The 17,924-nt window shown below is 68.5% G+C and carries 18 protein-coding genes and 1 pseudogene; 10 read left to right on the top strand and 9 right to left on the bottom strand.

Going from position 1 to position 17,924, the window contains the following annotated elements; translation table 11 throughout:
• Window positions 1–10: 10 nt before the first annotated feature.
• The 7 genes and pseudogenes from EJO71_RS15560 to EJO71_RS34750 form a co-directional block, all read right to left on the bottom strand.
• A complete protein-coding gene (locus tag EJO71_RS15560; RefSeq protein ID WP_125949226.1) occupies window positions 11–793 on the bottom strand; it encodes a Crp/Fnr family transcriptional regulator in 783 nt (260 codons plus the stop codon).
• Window positions 794–887: 94 nt separating this feature from the next.
• On the bottom strand, window positions 888–5,600 hold the full coding sequence (locus tag EJO71_RS15555; RefSeq protein WP_125949227.1) for an S-layer family protein: 4,713 nt from the start codon (window positions 5,598–5,600) through the stop codon (window positions 888–890).
• 94 nt (window positions 5,601–5,694) lie between these two features.
• Window positions 5,695–7,098, bottom strand: coding sequence for a CsgG/HfaB family protein (locus EJO71_RS15550; protein ID WP_125949228.1), 1,404 nt, complete (start codon window positions 7,096–7,098; stop codon window positions 5,695–5,697).
• Between the two features lie 28 nt (window positions 7,099–7,126).
• Window positions 7,127–7,669 (bottom strand): hypothetical protein, encoded by a 543-nt coding sequence (locus EJO71_RS15545; RefSeq protein WP_125949229.1) that lies wholly within the window; start codon window positions 7,667–7,669, stop codon window positions 7,127–7,129.
• A 53-nt stretch (window positions 7,670–7,722) separates the two neighbouring features.
• Window positions 7,723–7,998: a hypothetical protein gene (locus tag EJO71_RS15540; RefSeq protein ID WP_125949230.1), complete on the bottom strand. Its 276-nt coding sequence runs from the start codon at window positions 7,996–7,998 to the stop codon at window positions 7,723–7,725.
• Entirely contained in the window at window positions 7,995–9,440 is a 1,446-nt protein-coding gene (locus EJO71_RS15535; protein ID WP_125949231.1) for an EAL domain-containing protein, read from the bottom strand. Before EJO71_RS15535 ends, EJO71_RS15540 begins: the two co-directional genes overlap by 4 nt.
• 548 nt (window positions 9,441–9,988) lie before the next feature.
• Window positions 9,989–10,138 (bottom strand): annotated as a pseudogene (locus EJO71_RS34750) (NAD-dependent dehydratase); the annotation flags it as partial.
• 57 nt (window positions 10,139–10,195) lie between these two features.
• Here EJO71_RS34750 and EJO71_RS34955 point away from each other — a divergent pair.
• A complete protein-coding gene (locus EJO71_RS34955; protein ID WP_276311661.1) occupies window positions 10,196–10,321 on the top strand; it encodes a hypothetical protein in 126 nt (41 codons plus the stop codon).
• Between the two features lie 16 nt (window positions 10,322–10,337).
• Here EJO71_RS34955 and EJO71_RS15520 read toward each other — a convergent pair whose 3' ends face one another.
• Window positions 10,338–11,717 carry a heavy metal sensor histidine kinase gene (locus tag EJO71_RS15520; protein ID WP_171022543.1) on the bottom strand — a complete coding sequence of 460 codons (1,380 nt, stop codon included), beginning with the start codon at window positions 11,715–11,717 and terminating at the stop codon, window positions 10,338–10,340.
• Complete coding sequence (locus EJO71_RS15515; protein ID WP_125949232.1) at window positions 11,714–12,397, bottom strand: heavy metal response regulator transcription factor; 684 nt, start codon at window positions 12,395–12,397, stop codon at window positions 11,714–11,716. The genes EJO71_RS15520 and EJO71_RS15515 overlap by 4 nt, the downstream gene beginning before the upstream one ends.
• Before the next feature lie 195 nt (window positions 12,398–12,592).
• Between EJO71_RS15515 and EJO71_RS34950 the strand changes: the two genes are divergently transcribed.
• From EJO71_RS34950 to EJO71_RS15475, 9 genes are all read left to right on the top strand, one after another.
• The gene (locus EJO71_RS34950) at window positions 12,593–12,718 is read left to right on the top strand and encodes a hypothetical protein (RefSeq protein ID WP_276311662.1); all 126 of its coding nucleotides are present in this window, start codon (window positions 12,593–12,595) and stop codon (window positions 12,716–12,718) included.
• Window positions 12,719–12,763: 45 nt separating this feature from the next.
• Window positions 12,764–13,192 carry a hypothetical protein gene (locus EJO71_RS15510; protein ID WP_125949233.1) on the top strand — a complete coding sequence of 143 codons (429 nt, stop codon included), beginning with the start codon at window positions 12,764–12,766 and terminating at the stop codon, window positions 13,190–13,192.
• Between the two features lie 116 nt (window positions 13,193–13,308).
• Window positions 13,309–13,617 carry a hypothetical protein gene (locus EJO71_RS15505; RefSeq protein ID WP_125949234.1) on the top strand — a complete coding sequence of 103 codons (309 nt, stop codon included), beginning with the start codon at window positions 13,309–13,311 and terminating at the stop codon, window positions 13,615–13,617.
• Window positions 13,614–15,032 carry a TolC family protein gene (locus tag EJO71_RS15500; protein ID WP_125949235.1) on the top strand — a complete coding sequence of 473 codons (1,419 nt, stop codon included), beginning with the start codon at window positions 13,614–13,616 and terminating at the stop codon, window positions 15,030–15,032. Before EJO71_RS15505 ends, EJO71_RS15500 begins: the two co-directional genes overlap by 4 nt.
• A gap of 30 nt (window positions 15,033–15,062) precedes the next feature.
• Entirely contained in the window at window positions 15,063–16,478 is a 1,416-nt protein-coding gene (locus EJO71_RS15495; RefSeq protein WP_125949236.1) for a copper oxidase, read from the top strand.
• A gap of 43 nt (window positions 16,479–16,521) precedes the next feature.
• Window positions 16,522–17,007, top strand: a complete 486-nt coding sequence (locus tag EJO71_RS15490; protein ID WP_125949237.1) for a cupredoxin family protein — start codon at window positions 16,522–16,524, stop codon at window positions 17,005–17,007.
• A 36-nt stretch (window positions 17,008–17,043) separates the two neighbouring features.
• Entirely contained in the window at window positions 17,044–17,379 is a 336-nt protein-coding gene (locus tag EJO71_RS15485) for a copper-binding protein (RefSeq protein WP_125949238.1), read from the top strand.
• A 47-nt stretch (window positions 17,380–17,426) separates the two neighbouring features.
• Complete coding sequence (locus EJO71_RS15480; protein WP_125949239.1) at window positions 17,427–17,627, top strand: hypothetical protein; 201 nt, start codon at window positions 17,427–17,429, stop codon at window positions 17,625–17,627.
• A 96-nt stretch (window positions 17,628–17,723) separates the two neighbouring features.
• Window positions 17,724–17,915, top strand: coding sequence for a heavy-metal-associated domain-containing protein (locus EJO71_RS15475; RefSeq protein ID WP_125949240.1), 192 nt, complete (start codon window positions 17,724–17,726; stop codon window positions 17,913–17,915).
• The last annotated feature ends 9 nt before the right edge of the window (window positions 17,916–17,924 follow it).

Genomic DNA, 17,924 nt, shown 5'->3' with positions numbered 1-17,924 from the left:
CATGGGGGTATCAGTCTCCTCCGGGATCGTGCCCCCTGCGCGTGCGCAGCGAATCGAGGAGTTGCGGCGGCAGCAGCGGCTCGATCTGCTGCGGCACGGCATCGGGAAGACTGTGGCTCGCGGGCAGCAGCTCGCCGAAGTCGGTGGCGGCGAAGTCGGGCGACACGTGCACGCCGCCCTCGTCGCGGCGCACGAGGCCGCGGCTTTCCATGGCGCGCATGGTCTTGTTGACCACCTCGCGTGAAAGGCCCGAGTAGGAGGCGATCACCGATTGCGTGATGCGCTTGTCGTATCCGCCGGTGCTTGCCGGCGCGAGCAGCGTGAGCTGGTGCAGCACTCGGATCACCAGGTCTTCGGCCGACAGCGCTGAAATGCGGCGTAGTTGACTTCTGACGATGGTCATGCGCTTCATCGCCAGCCCGAGCAGGCCCATGGCCACCTCGGGGTGCGCGGCGCACAGGTGCCGCATGGCGGTCACCGGCACGAGATAGACGACCGAGGGCAATGCGGCAACCAGTGTCTGCAGGGCCTGGTAGCTGTCCTGCGCAAGGGAAGGACCCATGAAGAAGTCGTCCTGCCGGATGAAGTCGGTGGTGACGTCGGCGACTTGCGCGCTGGCCTTTCCGTGGACGACCACGCGCAGCAGTCCGCTGGCCACGCAGTAGATGCGGTCGGTCCAGGTGTCGGCGGCGAGCACTGTCTCGTTGCGCCTGAAGGAGCGCAGCTCGCAGCTCTGGACAAGCGCCTCGCGCTCGGCGGGAGGCACATTGGCAATGAGGGGATGCAGGTACATGGCTTGTCCCGGCCATGCAGCCATGCACGCTGCCCTGGCGGAAAAAGCCCCGGCGGGCGCGAAGGCGCTCGCCGGGGCGTGGGTGGCGCGCCGGTCAGCGCGCCGAAGCGATGGTCGACACCGCGGAGTTGCCCACCGCGGTCGCCGTCACCTGGTTGCCGGCCGCGCGCAGCGTGCTGCCCGTGGTGGCGCCGGTGACGCCCACGCCGTAGTTCACGCCGGTCGCGGTCGCGACGATGGTGCCGCTGTTGGTCTGGTAGTTCGCCACCGCCACAGTCGGACGGTTCGCCACCGTGGCCGCGACGGTCACGGCATTGGTGGCCGTGTTGCCGTAGGCCTGCGCAGCGACGGTGTTGTTCGTCAGTGCGGCGGTGCCGTTCGTCAGTCCGGGCGCGGTGCCGGCGGTCACGCCGTTGAGCGCGACCTGGTACGTGCCCGTGGCGCTGGCCGTCACGTTGCCGCTGTTGCCCTGCGTGTTCAGCAGCGCAGCCGTGGCCTGCGTGACGACGCCCGCCGTGCTGCCCGCGACCGGTGCGGCCGCGGCGTAGCCGCTGCCTGCCGACACGTTCAGCGCGTTGGTGGCTGCGTTGCCGCGTGCCAGCGCCGTGGTGCTGTTGCCGTCGATCGTGATGCCGCTGTTCAGCGCCGCCGGCGTGGCCGGGCTGGTGCCTTCGAGCTTGAACGTGGCCGAGGTCGAGGCGCTTGCCGTCACTGCCGCGCTGCTGAGCTGCAGGTTGTTCAGGCCCGCGCTCGCACCCTGCACCGCGGTGCCGTTGAGCGCCACGCTGTTGTCGGCGCGATTGGCCGAGGCTTCGGCGGTCGTGCTGTTGCCGCTGATGGTCGCCGTGCTGTTGACCAGGCCCGTCGTGGCCGCGGCCGTCTGGTCCTGGTTGTACAGGCGCGTGGTCGCGGTGCTGCTCACCGAGGTCGTTGCCACCTGCGTGTTGTTCAGCACGTGGTCGCCGGTGGCAGTGCCCTGCACCAGCACCGCGTTGCCTGGCTCGCCGGCCGGCGTCAGGTTGGAAGCCTTCACGCTCAGGGTGTTGGTCACGTCGTTGATCACGCCGAGCGACGTGTTCTTGTTGCGCGACAGATCCACCGACGACGCAGAGACCGCGCCCGGCGCGTACAGCTCGAGGTCCGAAGCCGCGGAGACGGCTGCGTTGCTCGACTGCGACGACGACAGTGCCGAGGTGCTCGCGACGTTGGTGCCGCTCAGGCTCAGGCTGTTGGCGGCGGTGTTGGCCACGGCGGTGCCGCGCTGGCTGTTGTCGGAAACGCTCAGCGCCGAACCCGAGATGGCCGCGCCGGCTGCGGCGTCGACGGCGAAGGTGCCGTAGACGCTGGTCGACAGCGTGGGCGAACCCGTGACCTGCTGCACGTTCGACACGGTGTGGTCGGCCTGCGCGCCGATGCCGGCACCACCCAGGCTGCCCGCGCTGGCGGTGATCGCGCCGCCCGAGGCGATCGTGTTGCCTGTGATCGCGGCACTGTTGGTGGCGCTGTTGCCGGTGACGGCGGCGCTGCTGCTGTTGCCGTTGACGGAAAGCTGCGAGCCTGTGATGTTGCCGCCGACTGCGACCGTGACGCCGCCCTGGTTCGGAATGGCGGCGACGGCCGGCGTGCCCGGGATCGTGGCGCCGAACCCTACCGGGGAGCCCGTCTGCAGCTGGCTGTAGGTCGCGACCGAGACCGGTCCCAGGATGGACGCGGGTGCCGTCAGCATGCCGGCGGTGGCACCGCTGCCCACGCTCCAGCCGTGGGTGGTCAGGTAGTTGATCTCGGCCTGCGTGAGGCTGGAGACCTGTACGCCCAGCACGCCGCTGGTGATCGTCGTGGTGTTGCCGACGGTGTTGCCGCCGAGCACGTCGGTGTCGATCACGTGGGCGTTGTAGCTGAACGGCACCGAGGGCGACGCGGGCGTTCCCGGCGTGCCGGCCTGGCCCGCCAGCGCCTCGATGGCTGCGCTGGTCGTCTGCACGTTCTGCACGGCGCTGGAGGTCGACAGGCCGTTGCCCGCGAGCGTCAGGCCGTTGACGGCGCTGTTGCTCGTGGCGGCGGCGCTGGCGCTGTTGCCGTTCGAGGCCACGCTCGAGCCGGTGACGTTGCCACCGATCTGCGTGCGGATCTGCGAGGCGCTCGCGCCCGGTCCGGTGCCGTTGCGCAGCGAAGCGCTCAGGCTGCCCGAGCCGTTCTGCACGCTCTGCACGCTGAAGGCCGCGTCGGTCGTCGCGGTGGTGCCGTCGTTCACGGCGCGCGGCTGTGCGGTGACGGTGGCCAGCGTGTTGCCCGACACGTCGAGCGTGTTGCCGCCGGCGCGGTTGCCGTAGGCCAGGGCCTGCAGCTGGTTGCCGGAGGTCGCGACCGTCGATGCGGCGACGTTGTCCTCGATGGCCGTGGAGACGACGTTGCCGCCCGGCACCGAAGCGGTGATGGTCGCGCCGTTCACGTTCTGCACGCTGGTGACATTGCCCACGGCAGCCGCGCCGGCCACGGTGGTGCCAGTGCCCAGCGCCAGCTTGGCGGCGTTGGTGACGTCGTTGCCGTAGGCGGCGCCGACGAGGGCGTTGCCCTGGTTCGAGACGGCGCTGCGGGTGACGTTGCCTTCGATCAGCACGGTCTGCGAGCCGACCGGTCCGAGGCCGCGACCGTCGGCCACGGCGCTGACGGCACCGGCCACCGACTGGTTGCTCAGCACGCCGTAGGCGGCATTGACGGTGGCAGTGCCGGCGGCGGGCGTCGCCACCGAGGCGGGCGTTGCCGACACGGGCACGCTCGAGCTGTTGGCGGTCACGTTCAGGCTGTTGGCGCCCGAGTTGCCGTAGGCCACGGCGCGCTGGAGGTTGTTCGTCAGCGCGACGGTGCTGTCGGTGGTGTGCGTGCCGAGATAGGCACCAGCCACGGAGCTCGTCAGCTGTGCATTGACCGGCGAATTCGCATCCACGACCTGGACGCTCGCCACGCCGGCGCCCGCACCGACGGTCGTGCCGGTCAGCGACAGCGCGTTGTTGGCACCGTTGCTCACGGCAACCGCCTCTTGCGTGTTGCCGCCCACGGTGAAGGTGCTGCCGTGGATGGTGTCGCCACCGGTGCCGCGCGAATCGGCCATCAGGCCGATGACGGAGCCCACGGTCTGGGCGGTGACCGGGGCGGCGTAGTTGCCCTGCAGGTTGGTCACCGTGGCTGCGCCCGCGGCCGAGACGTTCCCGTCGGGCAGGCTGCCGCCGGTGAGCACCGCATTGCCGCCGGACAGCGGCAGCGCGTTCGCCTCGAGCGCGAGGCTCTGGCTCGCGTTGCTGCCATAGGCCGTCGCGGCGGAGCGGTTGCCCGACACCGAGACCGAGCTCGCGTTGTTGGTGCCGTCCTCCGCGCCCGTGAATGCGGCGATGAAGGTCGGGCCCGAGATGGCGTTCACGCCGCCGTTGTAGTTGCTTTGCTGGTTGGCCAGGGCCGCGCTGGCAGTGAACGAGGCGGCGCCCTTTCCGCTGACGATCGCATTCGATGCGGCATTGCCGGTTGCCGAGGCGGTGACCGCGTTGTTCGCGACGGTGACGGTTCCGCCGTCCACCGACTGCACGGCGGCGCCGATGCCCGAGGCCTGCGTGGCTGCGCTGAGCGAGACGCCCACGTTGCCCTGGCTGTTCGACACGGCCAGGTCGGCTGCGACCGAGCTCGACAGGCTGCCTGCGTTGTAGGCGCTGGTGTTGGAGGTCGGGCCGCCCGAGCCGGTGACCGACACGCCGTCGGCCAGCACGATGCGGTTGCCGGCCGTGCCGGTGGTGGCGCCCAGGGCTTCATTGCCGGTGGCGCTGCTGGAAATGGTGTTGCCCTGCACCGACAGCGAGCCCTGGAGCGTGTTGGTGCCGCCCGCGGTGTTGCTGCCGATGGAAGCGACGATGCCGTTGCCGTTGGCCGAAGCCGTGTGCGTCACAGCCTCGGTCGACTGGTTCAGCTGCTGGTTGGCGACGACGGCCGAGCCGGTGAAGGCCGGCGCGCCGCCCGACTGGACGCTGGCCGTGTTGCTGGCCGTGTTGCCCTTGAGCGAGGCGGAGACGGTGTTGCCGTCGAGTACCGGTGCTGCGTTGACGGCGTTGGCGCCGTCGGCGGTCAGCGTGAGCGTCACGCTGTTGCCGCTTGCCGCGGCGGTCGAGGCCGCGCCGGTGCCGCGCTGCACGGAATTGACGACCAGGCTGCCCTGCGCCGTCACGCTGCCGCCGGCGGGCGTGTAGTTCACCGAGATCGATCCCGGGCTGGTCGAGGCGTAGTCGACGGGCACCGTGCCCGCGATGGTCGACGAGCCGCTGTTGAGCGTGGTGTTCGCCGCAATGGTGTTGTTCGTGTTGACAGCGCCGCCGCTGGCGAAGCCGTCGAGGTCGACCTTCACCGTGTTGCCGGTGGCGCTGCTCGAGACCACCGCGCTGTTGGTCTGCACGCCGAGCGAGGCCGCGCCTTCGGTGGGCGTCGCGCCCGTGCCGCCGGTGAGCGACAGGTCGATCGCGTTGACGAAGGCATTGCCGGTGGCGTTCGCCTTCACCGCGTTCTGCGTGACCGTGTTGCTGTTGCCGGTCTGCGGGCCGCCGGTCGTGATGTCGATGGTGGTGCCGGCGGCCGTGGCGCTCACAGGCAGCACCTTGTCCTGCACCGACTGCACGCTCTGGTAGGCCGTGGTGTTGACCGCCACTGGCGTGACGCTCGTTTCGGCGGCTTGCGCGCCGCCGGCCACGAGCGTGGCCAGCACGGCCATGCCGATGCTGCTGAGCGGTGCGCCGTTGACGCGGCTGCCCGGGTTCTTGCGATTCTTCTGCATGCTCTTCCTTTGATGATCTGAAAAAAGACTGACTCGATGGATTGCGGACTGGCGGAATGCCACTGTTTTGCGATGAAGACCTTGTGTGTCCCGGTTACTTCCCTCCGGTTGCGTTCTCCTCACGGACCGGACGGGCCGGCCCACCCCTCACCGCGCCCTGGACGCGGAGCTTTGCGATCTCCTGCAGGCCGGGGCCGTCGCGATGGATCGACGTGTCCGCCTTGTCCGGGCGCCATGTGACGCTGATGCCGCCGGGCGCCAGGCCGCGCGACGCGAGCGCCGTCGTGACCACGCCGATGCGCTGGTCGGTGAGCAGGTCGCGCTTGCCGGCGTCCCAGTTCTCGGTGTCGCGCGCGACCAGCACGACCTCGGTGGGTGCCTTGGCGGCGGCCGCCGCGATCTGGTCGATGAGGTTCAGCGTGCCGCCGGTGAGCGCGGCCGCGCCGAACTCGAAGGGGATCTGCACGCTCGAGCCCGTCAGGCTCGCGCCGGTCTGGCTGGCCGCGTTGACCGCCTCGCCCTGCTGCACCGGCGCACCGGCCGAGTCCACGAGCGGGTTCGGCACCTTGCGCAGCTCCTCCGCGGGCGTGAGGCTCAGGTCGTTGGCCATGCGCATGCCCAGGCAGGGGTTGGGATCGACCTTCGACACCGCGGCCACGAGGCGCACGACGCCCTCTTCCAGCGCGGCGCGCACGCCCATCTGCACCGGCTCCTGGCCCTTGGCGCCGACGTCGATGTCCCACAGCTTGCTGCCGAAGAATCGGAAGACGTTGAAGCCGACCTCGTAGCCGTTGAACTGCTTCGTCAGGCTGACGGTCTTCACGATCATCAGCGACCTGGTGTCGACGATGCGCAGGTCGATGCCCACCGACTGGCTGAAGGTGCGCGCCTTCACGCCCACCTGGTTCACGCCGATCTCGGCGCCGCCCGAGTTGATGTTGTAGTTGAGCTCGGTGATGCCGCCGACGATGAAGTAGTCGGACTTGCTGATCGAGCCGCCGAAGTACGGCAGCCACGGCACCGCCTGGCCGCCGTTCGGGCCTGCGAGCTGGTGCGTTCGGCCGTCGCCGAGCTGGCGGCGGTCGGCATAGCCGAGTTCGCGCTCGGCGATGACCGGATCGAAGCGCTCGGCCACCTGCACCGCGCCGCCGAGCTTGCCCAGCGCCGAATACACCATGAGCGCGCCGCCCTGCGTGATGGCGTTGCCTTCGTTGATGCTGTACTTGCCGGTGTAGTCCTTCACGTCGCCCACGGTGACGACGATGGGCGGCCGCTGCATGGCGGCCACGTGGTCGCCGAAGCAGGCGAGCACCGCCTCCATGGGCGTGACGTTCTGGCGCACGGCGGGGCCGAGGACCACGGGCGCCTCCTTCGGCGCCATCTGCTGCTGCGGCGCGACGACGCAGCCGGCCAGGCTCATGACGGCGGCCGCCGCGGCCAGCCCGCGCGACGCGGCTTTGCCGCGCGGCAACGCGCGGATCGACTTGAATGTGATCATTCCTCTTTCTTCCCTGTCTGTTTGGGTGTCAGTTGAGCGCGCCGAATGCGCAGGCCGAGCTGCCGCTGATGCTTGCGCTCTGGCTGCCGGTGTTGGTCTGGTTGGAGTTCAGGGCCTGGCTCGACCAGCCCTGCACGTTGCTGGTGGTGGAGCCGATCACCGCCGAGCCGACCGCGCCGCTGTTGGCCTGGCCGGTGCTCACCGTGCCGGTGCCGCCGACGCCGGTGCTCGAGTTGCCGGTGGAGTTGGCCGCTGCGCCGCTGGTGCCGGGCGAATTGGCGGTGGTGCTGTTGGTGCCCTGGTTGCCCTGCGCGGTCGAGGTGACGTCGCAGTTGTACTGCTTGCCGATGTAGTTGTTGGTGGTGTAGTTGGCCGCGCCGTACGAGCCGGCTTTCTTGCGCTGGATCATGTCCTGCACCGCGGCCTGGTTGGCCTTGTCGGCGGAAGACTGGAACTGCCACGCGGCGTTCTCTCCGACGTTGTTGGCCAGCGCGCATGCGCCTGTGACGGCCAGCAGGCCGGACAGTGCGACGCGCGCGGCCCTGGAAACCCTGGTGATTTGAATAAGCATGAAAGTCCTACGAAACGGAAATGGGGAACGTGGGAATCGGATGCGCGCTGCGATCACGCGCGCATCGCCCTTCGGATCGGCGCGGTGAACGAAGGCCACGCGAGCAGTTCGGCGCCCTCTTTCCCGGCCGGTGCGAGCGGCTGGCCGGGGGCGTGCAGCGCGGCCTCGAGCGCGCGGTACTGCGCAGCGGCGATCAGGTCGCTTTCGCTCGCGCCCGGCTGGGGCGCGTCGCACTGCTGCATCAGCTCCTGCACGGCGCGCTGCAGGACGAGAAGATCGGTGCTCAGCCGCGCGAGGCGCAGCTGGATCTCGGCAGGCAGGAGCGTCATGGCCGGCCTCCGTCCAGGTCCGCGCCTGCGTCATCGACGACGTCGTTGCCGGCAGGGGATCCCGCGCGCACATACCGCTCGGCGCCGCGCACGCCGAAGCCCTGCAGCCATTGAGCCCCGGCCATCGACGCGATGTGCAGGTCGTCGTCGCGCTCGATGCCGTCGACGACCACGTGCGACGCGAGATGCGCGCACAGGGACAGCATGTCGCGCAGGCACTCGCGGCCGAAAGCGCTTTCGCGCGCACGCCGCAGCAAGGCGGCATCGAGCTTGACGATGTCCGGCCGGCAGGCCTGAACGGCGGCGAGGTTGTCGGCTCCGCCGCCGAAATCGCGGATGGCGATGCGGCAGCCGCGCAACTGCAGCTGCACGCAGAAGTCCCGCGCCGCCTCGAAGTCCTGCAGCGCGACGCTGTTCGCGATCTCGATCACCAGCCGCGAGGCCAGCGCAGGCTCCTTGTCGAGCACCGCGAGCAGCGAGGCCCACCAGTGATCGACCTGGATGCCCTGCGCCGAGATGCTCACGCCGATCTGCACGGAAGACCGCATCCGCAGCGCGGCGACGGCGCGCCGCATCACGGTGCGGTCGAATGCGCGCGTGAGGCCGAGGCGCTGCAGGCAGGGCATGAACACCTCGGGCTCCAGCAGCGCCGGCTCGCCCTGCCTCGATGCGATGCGCGCGCGGCCTTCGCGGTAGAGCACGGTCGCGGCGCTGCCGGACTGAACGACCGGCCGCCAGGAGAACGACAGCTCCTCGCTGCGCAGGGCCTCGCTCAGGCGAACCGCCATGTCCATGTCGGAGCGGTAGAGCTGCCGCCAGCCGTCGGCCCGGCTCTCGCGCGAGTCGGGAAAGGGCTGGGCGGTCCAGAGCGTCAGTTCGATCTCCGACGCGCCGAGCTGCTCGGGCGGGCACACCTCGATCCAGTCCGCATGCAGCTGCACCAGCGCGGCGATGCCCCCTGCGCGCACCGGCTCGGCGCCGAGCACCGCCAGCAGCGTCTCGATGGGGCGGCTCGCGCGTCGCATCGTGCCCGGCAGCTCGCGCGGCGCGCGGCCATCGAAGGTCGCGCACTCGAAGGCTTCGTTGTGCCAGACCAGAAAGCAGTCGTCCCGCAGGCGAGCCATGTCGGACGGCGGGGACACGACGAAGTTGGCGCAGAGCCGGCGCTGGATCTCGAGGCTGGCGGCGGATGCGAAGTCCTGCCCGTACGCTTCGGCAAGCAGCGGAAGGTTCGCGACGAACACGAAGGCGCAGGCCCTGCGCGTCGCCGGATGGCCCGCGGGTGCTCCCGGCGCCGCATGGGCATGTGCACCGGCCACGGCTGGCGCGGCAGGCTCCGCGCGCAGGCCATGCAGGCACACACCCGTCGAAGCACGCGGAGCCCATGCAGCGGGCCGGTGCGCGCTTGAAGGCCAGGCAGTCAGTGCTGAGATAGCAGCCATTGCATCCTCGATCGAAATTTCTTCCCGAACCCAGTGAGGGAGAACAGGCCACCTCTTCTTGCGGCAACAGCTCTCCATCTCGCGCAGCGGCGCGAGATAAAAACGACAGGCGAAAAATCTCCGGACGAGCGCAAGCCGCCACGCACGGCCCCGTCGAGGGGCTATCGGCAAGCAGCTGTCGGGTCGCGGAAAGCGGCCGCGCAACTCACGGCTTCATGCCGTGGAATGCGCGACGAAAACTAGGAGTGCGGCATGAGCGTGGCCTTCGATGTGACGGGGCCACGCGCTCGTGCGGCGTACCCTCGAGTCGCTTCGAGCGGCTCGTACGTTCGGAAGAACGAGGGTATGCAGGCCATCAGTGCAAGCTCCGTAAGACGTTTGTGAAACAAAATGAATACTACGGATTGCAGTAGTTCTTGGCATTCGCTTTCGAATCGCGGATGTGTGCCAGTTCACATTTGTCAACAGCTGATACGAAAGATGGCAATGCTGCTCCCATCAATATGGGAGGCGTCGGGATGACCGCTCGAACGCCGCAGCGCAGCGGCTCAGTTGCTCTCCGATTCCTGTCGGATCAGGGCCAGGCCTTCGCGGTATGTGGTTACCCCGAACCCGGGGAACCTGCGCTTGAACTTCGTGGAGTCGAAGAGGTTTTCCTGTTCGTAGCGGGGCAGCAGTTCGCCGATCTCGCGCAGTGGGAGCACGGCACACTGCAGGCGCAGCTCGCGCAAAGCAAGGATCAGCTGGTCGAGCTGATGACGCAGATCGAAGCGAAGCCGGACGACATGAGCTGCGCGGTCAACGCGAAGCGGGTGCTGTCTGGAATGCGGCTGACTTCCGCAAAAAAGGCCGGAGCCTCCAGGGCTTCCCGTCGCGGCTGACCTGCCCGGCTGACGGCTATGCCGCCGCCCCGTCCCGCTCGCCGGACCTCATCGAGAAGCCGATCTCCGTCACGCCCGAGCGGGACGTGGCGTACGTACGGCCTCCATGCATTCGCGCGATGGCTGCCACGATCGCCAACCCGAGCCCGTGATGCTCCGAAGAATCTGTGCGCGAGGGCTCGGCACGGAAGAAGCGCTTGAAGAGCTGGGGCAGCAGCTCGGGCGCAATGGGTGCGCCGCTGTTGGCGACCTTGATCCACACGCCGTCCTCGTGCGTGTCGATCACCACCGCGATGGCCGAGCCGGGGGTCGCATACCGGCTCGCATTGCTCAGCAGGTTCGACAGTGCCCGCCGCACCAGCCCTGCGTCGATGCCGATGTGCGCATCGCCGCTGACATGCACCTTCAGCCCCGCGTCTTCGAGCGTGGCCTCATGAAAGTCGAGCACCGTGCGCACCTGGTCGGCGAGGCTCACCGGCGTCGAGCGGCGCGCCACCGTGCCGCGGTCCGCCTTCGACAGGAACAGCATGTCGATCACGATGGCGGACACGCGCCTGGCCTCTTCCAGCGCCGACAGCATGGCGTCGTTCAGCTCCTCGATGGTCCGGGGCCGCGCAAGTTCGACTTCCACCATGCCGATCAGGTTGGCCAGCGGCGTGCGCAGCTCGTGCGCGACGTCGGCATTGAAGGACTCCAGCTGCTGGTAGGCCTGCTCCGCGCGATCGAGCACGGCGTTGAACTGCGCCACCCACGGGGTGATCTCGGATGCATAGGGCGACGGATCGATGCGCCGGCCCGGCGCCGTGGGGCCGGTGGCGGCGGTTTCACCGATCAGCTTCTTCAACGGCTTGAGGCCGCGGCGGACCAGCAGCGCGCCGGTCAGCGCGATCGTTCCGGCACCCAGCACGACGGCGCCCAGCAGGGTCCATGCAAGCCGGGCGAGGATGCGTGAATCGTCCTGCACGTCGAGGCCCAGCTGCAGGTGCATGACGGCGTCTCCAGGCCGTGCCTGCTGTTCCTGCGTCGGCATCCACATCCATTGCGCGGCCGGCCTGCCGGGCCTGCTCGAATAGACGATCTCATCGCCGCGGCGCAGCACCAGGCTGATTTCCGCATGGGTCGAGAAGAAGTCGTCGAGCTTGTGGCGCAGCCCGTCGCGCCCCGGCTCGTCGCGCGACTCCTCGATGAGGTGCCTGATCAGCTCCGACTGGCGTTCGAACTCGCTGGATTGCTTGACCTGGAAGCTCCACGCCGTGACCGCGTAGATCGCGATGCAGACAAGGCTCAGGCCGATGAACGCCTGCGCCGCGAACCAGCGGGACAGCGAAGCCTGTATGGACCCCGTGCCTTCATGAACGGACAACGGCACAGGCAGCGCATCGGCAGCGGCGTTCACGACGCGCTTTCCTGCCGGCTCTCCAGCACGTACCCCATGCCGCGCACCGTGTGCAGCAGCTTCTCCTCGAAGGGATCGTCGATCTTGCCGCGCAGCCGCCGGATGGCCACTTCGACGATGTTGGTCTCGCTGTCGAAGTTCATGTCCCACACCTGATCCGCCAGCTGCGTGCGCGAGAGCACGTTGCCCTGCCTTCGCATGAGCAGGGTGAGCAGCGCGAACTCCTTGGCGGTCAGGTCGAGCCGCTGTCCGTTGCGCGAAGCCTTGCGCGCGGTCACGTCCAGGGTCAGGTCCCTGAGCGCGAACACGGAAACCTCATGCAGCTTGCCGCGGCGCAGCAGTGCCTGGATGCGTGCGAGCAGTTCGGAGAAGGCGAAGGGCTTGGAGAGGTAGTCGTCCGCGCCGCTCTGCAGTCCGCGCACGCGGTCCGCAACCTCGTCACGGGCGGTGAGCATCAGCACCGGCATCGAGCGGGTCTTGCGGACCGCATCGAGCACCGCGAAGCCGTCGATGCCGGGCAGCATCACGTCGAGTACCAGCAGGTCGTAGCTGCCGTCGAGCGCAAGGTTGCGACCCTCGATACCTGTGCGCGCGAGGTCGACCACGAAGCCGCTCTCGCAGAGCCCCTTCACGAGGTAGTCGCCCAGCTTCTGTTCGTCTTCGATGACCAGGATTCGCATCGCCTGATGCTACGGCGCGGGCTCGCTCGCGTGGATTACTTCTTTGTAATCCATCTGGTGGCTGACTGGCGGACTGGCTTCATAGAGTGCATGCACGCCAGCCGGTTGACTGGTGTCGCCGGCCCGGCATCCGATGCCGGTGCATTCGATGCAGCAGCTCGCGCAGTCGGGCAATTCCCTGGAAGAAGACCTGTCATGAAGAACCGCCGAAAGATGCTCCCGCTGGCACTCGCGGCTGCGGCCTGCGCCGCGGCACCCGGCGCACCGCTGCAGGCGCCCGGGGGCGAAGCAGGCAAGGCTCGCGCACAGGCACGGTCCTGAAGCTGGGTCACCGCCCGACACGCCGTCACATTCAAGACTCGCCACATGCACCGGGTTCGCCTGTTCGTCCTCTGGATCATGATGTTCGCTGTGCCTTTCCAGGGCTACGCGGCGGCATCCATGGTCTTCTGCGGACCCGGTCACGCAGGCTCGGCGACGGAGATGTCCGCCGACCAGTCCGGTGCGCACGGCGATGCCCCGCATCCGCATTCGGCGGATGAACCCGGCGACCACCATCACGAAACGGCACAGGCCGCCAAGCCGCCCGCGAAAGGCGACACCGCCAAGGCCGCGGGCGCCGGACCCGACGCCATGCACAAGTGCGGCACATGCGGCGCCTGCCATGCCACGGCACTGACCAGCACGCTGGAGCTGGCCGTCTTCCACGACCTCCCCCGCGCCGACCTTGCGGAGCCCGCCATCGCGGTGGCCACGCTCGCGCCGCGCGTCCTCGACAGGCCTCCTCGCGCCTAACGCGTTCGCACGCCCGTGATTCGCTTCACGGGTGATCGCGAACGCTCATGCATCGCCTGCGTCGTGCCGTTTCCGGCAGCTGCGACGCACTCCGTTCATGAACTTGCGAGGACCCCATGTTCCATTCATCGCCAGCCCGTTGGCTGGCCCTTTTCCCCGCCGTGGCGGCCATGGCCGCGGCGGCACAGCCCGCGCCGCCGCCGGTACTGACCTACAGATCGGCACTCGAAGGCTACAGGCCCTTCACCGACGAGAAAGCCATTCCCTGGAAGGAAGCCAACGAGACGGTCTACCGCCGCGGTGGCTGGCAGGCCTATGCCAAGGAAGCGTCGGGCGCCGGCGCATCCGAAGCCGCGTCGCCAAAGCCGGCAACGCACCCGGCCGGTCATTCGATGCCGATGCCCGCCCGGAAGGAGCAGCCATGAAGCGCGCGCTGCGCCTGACGGCCATCGCGCTGGCGGCCGCCTTTCTCGCCGGTTGCGCGTCGGTCGGCATCGACGATGCCTTGAACGACACCAATGCCGGAGCACGACAGTTCACCGGCGGCAAGCTCGAACTCAGCCGCACGCAGGAGCAGCGCGATCGCCGCGCCGCATTGACGCAGGAGCTGCTTTCGAAGCCGCTGTCGCAAGACGACACGGTGCAGCTCGCGCTGGCCAACAGCCCCTCCGTGCAGGCCCTCGTTGCCCAGAGCTGGGGCGACCTTGCCGCGGCCAACCAGAGCAGCCGGCTGCCCAACCCGATCTTCACCTTCGAACGCATGCGCCTGAACAGCGAACTCGAACTGGGGCGCCTGCTGTCCTTCGGGCTGGTGGATCTCATCCTGCTGCCGCAGCGCCTGTCGATCTCGAAGAGCCAGGCCAACCAGGCAAAGCTCCAGCTGACCGGTGCCGTGGTGGACCAGGTGACGCAGGTCAGGCAGGCATGGGTTCGCGCGGTCGCCGCGCAGCAGACACTGAAATACGCCGAGCAGGTCAACAGGTCTGCGCAAGCCAGCGCCGAACTCGCGCGCCGGATGCAGCTGATCGGCAACTTCAGCAAGCTGCAGCGGGCGCGCCAGCAGGTCTTCTACGCCGACGCGACCACCCAGCTCGCATCAGCGCAGCATGCGACCACCGCGGCGCGCGAGGAACTGGTCCGCATCCTGGGCCTGGACGATGCACAAGCCGCCAGGCTGGCGTTGCCCGAGCGGCTGCCCGAGTTGCCGAAAACGCCCCGCGAGGCAAAGGAAGTCGCCGCCACCGCGACCGAGCAGCGCCTCGACGTGCAGCTCGCGCGCGCCCAGCTCGACGTGGCCGGCAAGTCGCAGGGCATCAACCTGCTGTCGACCTTCATCGACGTGGAAGTGGGCGGGCGCCGCGACACGGTGTTCGACAACGCGGAAGGCACGAAGAGCACGCGCCGCGGCTTCGAGCTCGACATCCGCCTGCCGCTGTTCGACTGGGGATCGGCGCAGCGCGACGCGCTGAACGCGCAGTCGCTCGCAGCGGCCAACCGCTACGACGCCACCGTGCGCGGCGCGGCCTCGCAACTGCGCGAGGGCTACTCGGCCTACCGCACGGCCTACGACATCGCGCGCCACTACCGCGACGAGATCGTGCCGCTGCGCCAGGCCATGGCCGACGAGAACGTGCTTCGCTACAACGGAATGCTGATCGGCGTGTTCGAGCTGCTGGCCGAGGCGCGCGACCAGATCTCCGGCGTGACCAACGCCATCAACGCCCAGCAGCAGTTCTGGCTGGCCGACGCCGCACTGGCCGCATCGGTGATGGGCAAGCCCACGTCCACGGGCATCGCGGCGGCCGGCGCGGAAGGCGCCTCCGCCGGCGCTGCTCATTGACCCCTCGGGCACTTCAACCGATCCAACGACATGACCAACAGACGCAACTTCCTCAGCGGCGCCGGTGCCATCACGGGCGCCATCGCGGCCGCCAGCGTGAGCAAGGTGGCTATGGCCGCCCTGCCCGAGCCCGTTTCGCAGACCTCGCCGGACACGATGCCGCCACTGGCCCCTTCGAGCGGACGCCCCTACAACCCCGTGGTCACGCTCAACGGCTGGACGCTGCCCTGGCGCATGAACAACGGCGTGAAGGAGTTCCACCTCGTCGCCGAGCCCGTGGTGCGCGAGATGGCGCCCGGCTTCAAGGCCAATCTCTGGGGCTACAACGGCCAGTCGCCAGGGCCCACCATCGAAGTGGTCGAAGGCGACCGCGTGCGCATCTTCGTGACCAACAAGCTGCCCGAGCACACCAGCATCCACTGGCACGGCCAGCGCCTGCCCAACGGCATGGACGGCGTGGCGGGCCTGAACCAGCCGCCGATCCGCCCGGGCAAGACCTTCGTCTACGAGTTCACCGCACGCAGGCCCGGCACCTTCATGTACCACCCGCACGCCGACGAGATGGTGCAGATGGCGATGGGGATGATGGGCTTCTGGGTCACGCACCCGAAGGCCGATCATCCGCTCATCGAGAAGGTCGACCGCGACTTCGTGTTCCTGCTCAACGCCTACGACGTCGAGCCCGGAAGCGCCACGCCGAAGATCATGACGATGCTGGACTTCAACCTGTGGTCCTGGAACAGCCGCATCTTCCCCGGCATCGACTCGCTCAACGTGCGGCTCAACGACAGGGTGCGCATCCGCGTCGGCAACCTGACGATGACGAACCACCCGATCCACCTGCACGGGCACGAGTTCCTGGTGACGGGCACCGACGGCGGGCCGACCTTCAAGTCGTCGCGGCAGTACGAGGTGACCACCGACGTGGCCGTCGGCCAGATGCGGCAGATCGAGTTCCTGGCCGACGAGGAAGGCGACTGGGCCTTCCACTGCCACAAGAGCCATCACACGATGAACGCCATGGGCCACGACGTGCCGACCATGATCGGCCTCGACCACAAGGACGTGGCCCGGCAGATCTCCAGCCTGGTGCCCGACTACATGGTGATGGGCGAACGCGGCATGGCCGACATGGCCGAGATGGAAATGCCGATCCCGGACAACACCGCGCGAATGATGACCGGCGAAGGCCCGTTCGGCTCGGTCGAGATGGGCGGCATGTTCAGCGTGGTCAAGGTGCGCAGGGACCAGAAGCCCGGCGACTACTCGAACCCCGGCTGGTTCAAGCACCCCAAGGGCACCGTCGCCTACGAGCTCGACGGCACGCCGCCGGCGCCCCCGCGCCAGCGCAGCGCCGGGGCCGCCGCCATGCCCGCGAAAGACATGCCCGCGAAGAACATCGAAGTCCAGGTTCGCAAGCCGGGCCGCGGCCATGCCGGGCACTGAATTTTTCTCCCTCCCCTCCAACCTCCACTCTCAAAGGAAAGACATGAAACACACCCTCCGCAGCTCCGCATTCGCGACCCTGCTGGCACTGGCCGCGGCCGGTGCCTCCGCTTCAGGCACGCACGCCGGCGGCCACGGCCCCGACGAGGCCGTCGGCAAACCCGGCGTGGCCTCCAAGGTGACGCGCACCATCAACGTCGACATGACCGACAGCATGCGCTTCACGCCCGCGGACATCACCGTCAGGCAGGGCGAGACCGTGCGCTTCGTGGTGAAGAACTCGGGCCAGGTCAAGCACGAGCTCGTGCTCGGCACCGAGAAGGAGCTCAAGGAGCATTACGAGGCGATGAAGAAGAACCCCGAGATGGAACACGCCGACCCGAACATGGTGACCCTGGCCGGCGGCAAGACCGGCGAGATCGTCTGGCAGTTCACCAAGGCCGGCAAGGTCGACTTCGGGTGCCTGCAACCGGGCCACTACGACCTGGGCATGAAGGGGGCCGTGACGGTCTCCAAGGCCGGCAAGTAAAGGCGCGCGCCGCCCGACCATCATCAGGAGACCCGCATGTCGAATGCCCGCCTTGCATTCCTGGCGCTCGCCGCCGCCCTCTCGTTCGCCGGCCCGGCCGGTGCGCAATCCACCCAACCCTCAGCCGAAGCCCCGGCCGCCGCCGCCACGGAGCTTGCCGAAGGCGAGATCCGCAAGATCGACAAGGACAACAGGAAGCTCACGATCAGGCACGGCCCGCTGAAGAACCTCGACATGCCCGGCATGACCATGGTGTTCGGCGTCAAGGACGACGCCATGCTCGACAAGGTCGAGGTGGGCTCCAAGGTCCGCTTCGAGGCGGAGAAGATCGACGGCAGGATCGTCGTCACCAAGCTCGAAGCCACGCGCTGAGCCTCGGCGGCCACGCCGCATCGGCGCAACACGACGCGGAACGCATCATGTACGTGACCGGACGCTGGGTCTCGCAGAACGTGGTGGGCACCATGTTCGCGGCCTGGCTGATCGGCGTGGCCGTCTTCCTCTGCATCCTTTTCTGGCAGCTGCGCCGGCGACGCGGCAAGACGGGCGGCGTGCCCCGGGCATCCCCGCGCGCCCGAAAGTGCCGCGCTGCCCGGCGCCGCCGCCGGAAGGGCCGCTGAAGCGGTCCTGCCTCTCCTGCAGTTTTTTTCGCTTGACCTTCACACGATGTCAACCTTCACACTGGCGGCATCAACACCAAAGAAGGAGCGATTCACATGCAAGAGTTCGAAATCCAGTCGATGACCTGCGGCGGCTGCGCAAGCCGCGTCACACAGGCGATCCGCAAGCTCGACGCGCAGGCGAAGATCGAGATCGACGTGCCGGCTCGCAAGGTACGCGTCGAAACCGGCGAAGACCGCGCGAACGTCGCCGCAGCCCTGGCCGAGGCGGGATACCCGCCCAGGTAACCGGCGCTT

This window comes from Variovorax sp. 679 (assembly GCF_003952185.1).
GTDB lineage: Bacteria > Pseudomonadota > Gammaproteobacteria > Burkholderiales > Burkholderiaceae_C > Variovorax.
Note: the sequence above shows the minus strand (reverse complement) of the source record. Positions and strands in the feature narration are given on the sequence as shown.

Bases quoted from the DNA above. Each gene is read 5' to 3' on its own strand.
- EJO71_RS15560 (WP_125949226.1), bottom strand. From the start codon at position 793: ATGTACCTGCATCCCCTCATTGCCAATGTGCCTCCCGCCGAGCGCGAG.
- EJO71_RS15555 (WP_125949227.1), bottom strand. From the start codon at position 5,600: ATGCAGAAGAATCGCAAGAACCCGGGCAGCCGCGTCAACGGCGCACCG.
- EJO71_RS15550 (WP_125949228.1), bottom strand. From the start codon at position 7,098: ATGATCACATTCAAGTCGATCCGCGCGTTGCCGCGCGGCAAAGCCGCG.
- EJO71_RS15545 (WP_125949229.1), bottom strand. From the start codon at position 7,669: ATGCTTATTCAAATCACCAGGGTTTCCAGGGCCGCGCGCGTCGCACTG.
- EJO71_RS15540 (WP_125949230.1), bottom strand. From the start codon at position 7,998: ATGACGCTCCTGCCTGCCGAGATCCAGCTGCGCCTCGCGCGGCTGAGC.
- EJO71_RS15535 (WP_125949231.1), bottom strand. From the start codon at position 9,440: ATGGCTGCTATCTCAGCACTGACTGCCTGGCCTTCAAGCGCGCACCGG.
- EJO71_RS34955 (WP_276311661.1), top strand. From the start codon at position 10,196: ATGACGCAGATCGAAGCGAAGCCGGACGACATGAGCTGCGCGGTCAAC.
- EJO71_RS15515 (WP_125949232.1), bottom strand. From the start codon at position 12,397: ATGCGAATCCTGGTCATCGAAGACGAACAGAAGCTGGGCGACTACCTC.
- EJO71_RS34950 (WP_276311662.1), top strand. From the start codon at position 12,593: ATGAAGAACCGCCGAAAGATGCTCCCGCTGGCACTCGCGGCTGCGGCC.
- EJO71_RS15510 (WP_125949233.1), top strand. From the start codon at position 12,764: ATGCACCGGGTTCGCCTGTTCGTCCTCTGGATCATGATGTTCGCTGTG.
- EJO71_RS15505 (WP_125949234.1), top strand. From the start codon at position 13,309: ATGTTCCATTCATCGCCAGCCCGTTGGCTGGCCCTTTTCCCCGCCGTG.
- EJO71_RS15500 (WP_125949235.1), top strand. From the start codon at position 13,614: ATGAAGCGCGCGCTGCGCCTGACGGCCATCGCGCTGGCGGCCGCCTTT.
- EJO71_RS15495 (WP_125949236.1), top strand. From the start codon at position 15,063: ATGACCAACAGACGCAACTTCCTCAGCGGCGCCGGTGCCATCACGGGC.
- EJO71_RS15490 (WP_125949237.1), top strand. From the start codon at position 16,522: ATGAAACACACCCTCCGCAGCTCCGCATTCGCGACCCTGCTGGCACTG.
- EJO71_RS15485 (WP_125949238.1), top strand. From the start codon at position 17,044: ATGTCGAATGCCCGCCTTGCATTCCTGGCGCTCGCCGCCGCCCTCTCG.
- EJO71_RS15480 (WP_125949239.1), top strand. From the start codon at position 17,427: ATGTACGTGACCGGACGCTGGGTCTCGCAGAACGTGGTGGGCACCATG.
- EJO71_RS15475 (WP_125949240.1), top strand. From the start codon at position 17,724: ATGCAAGAGTTCGAAATCCAGTCGATGACCTGCGGCGGCTGCGCAAGC.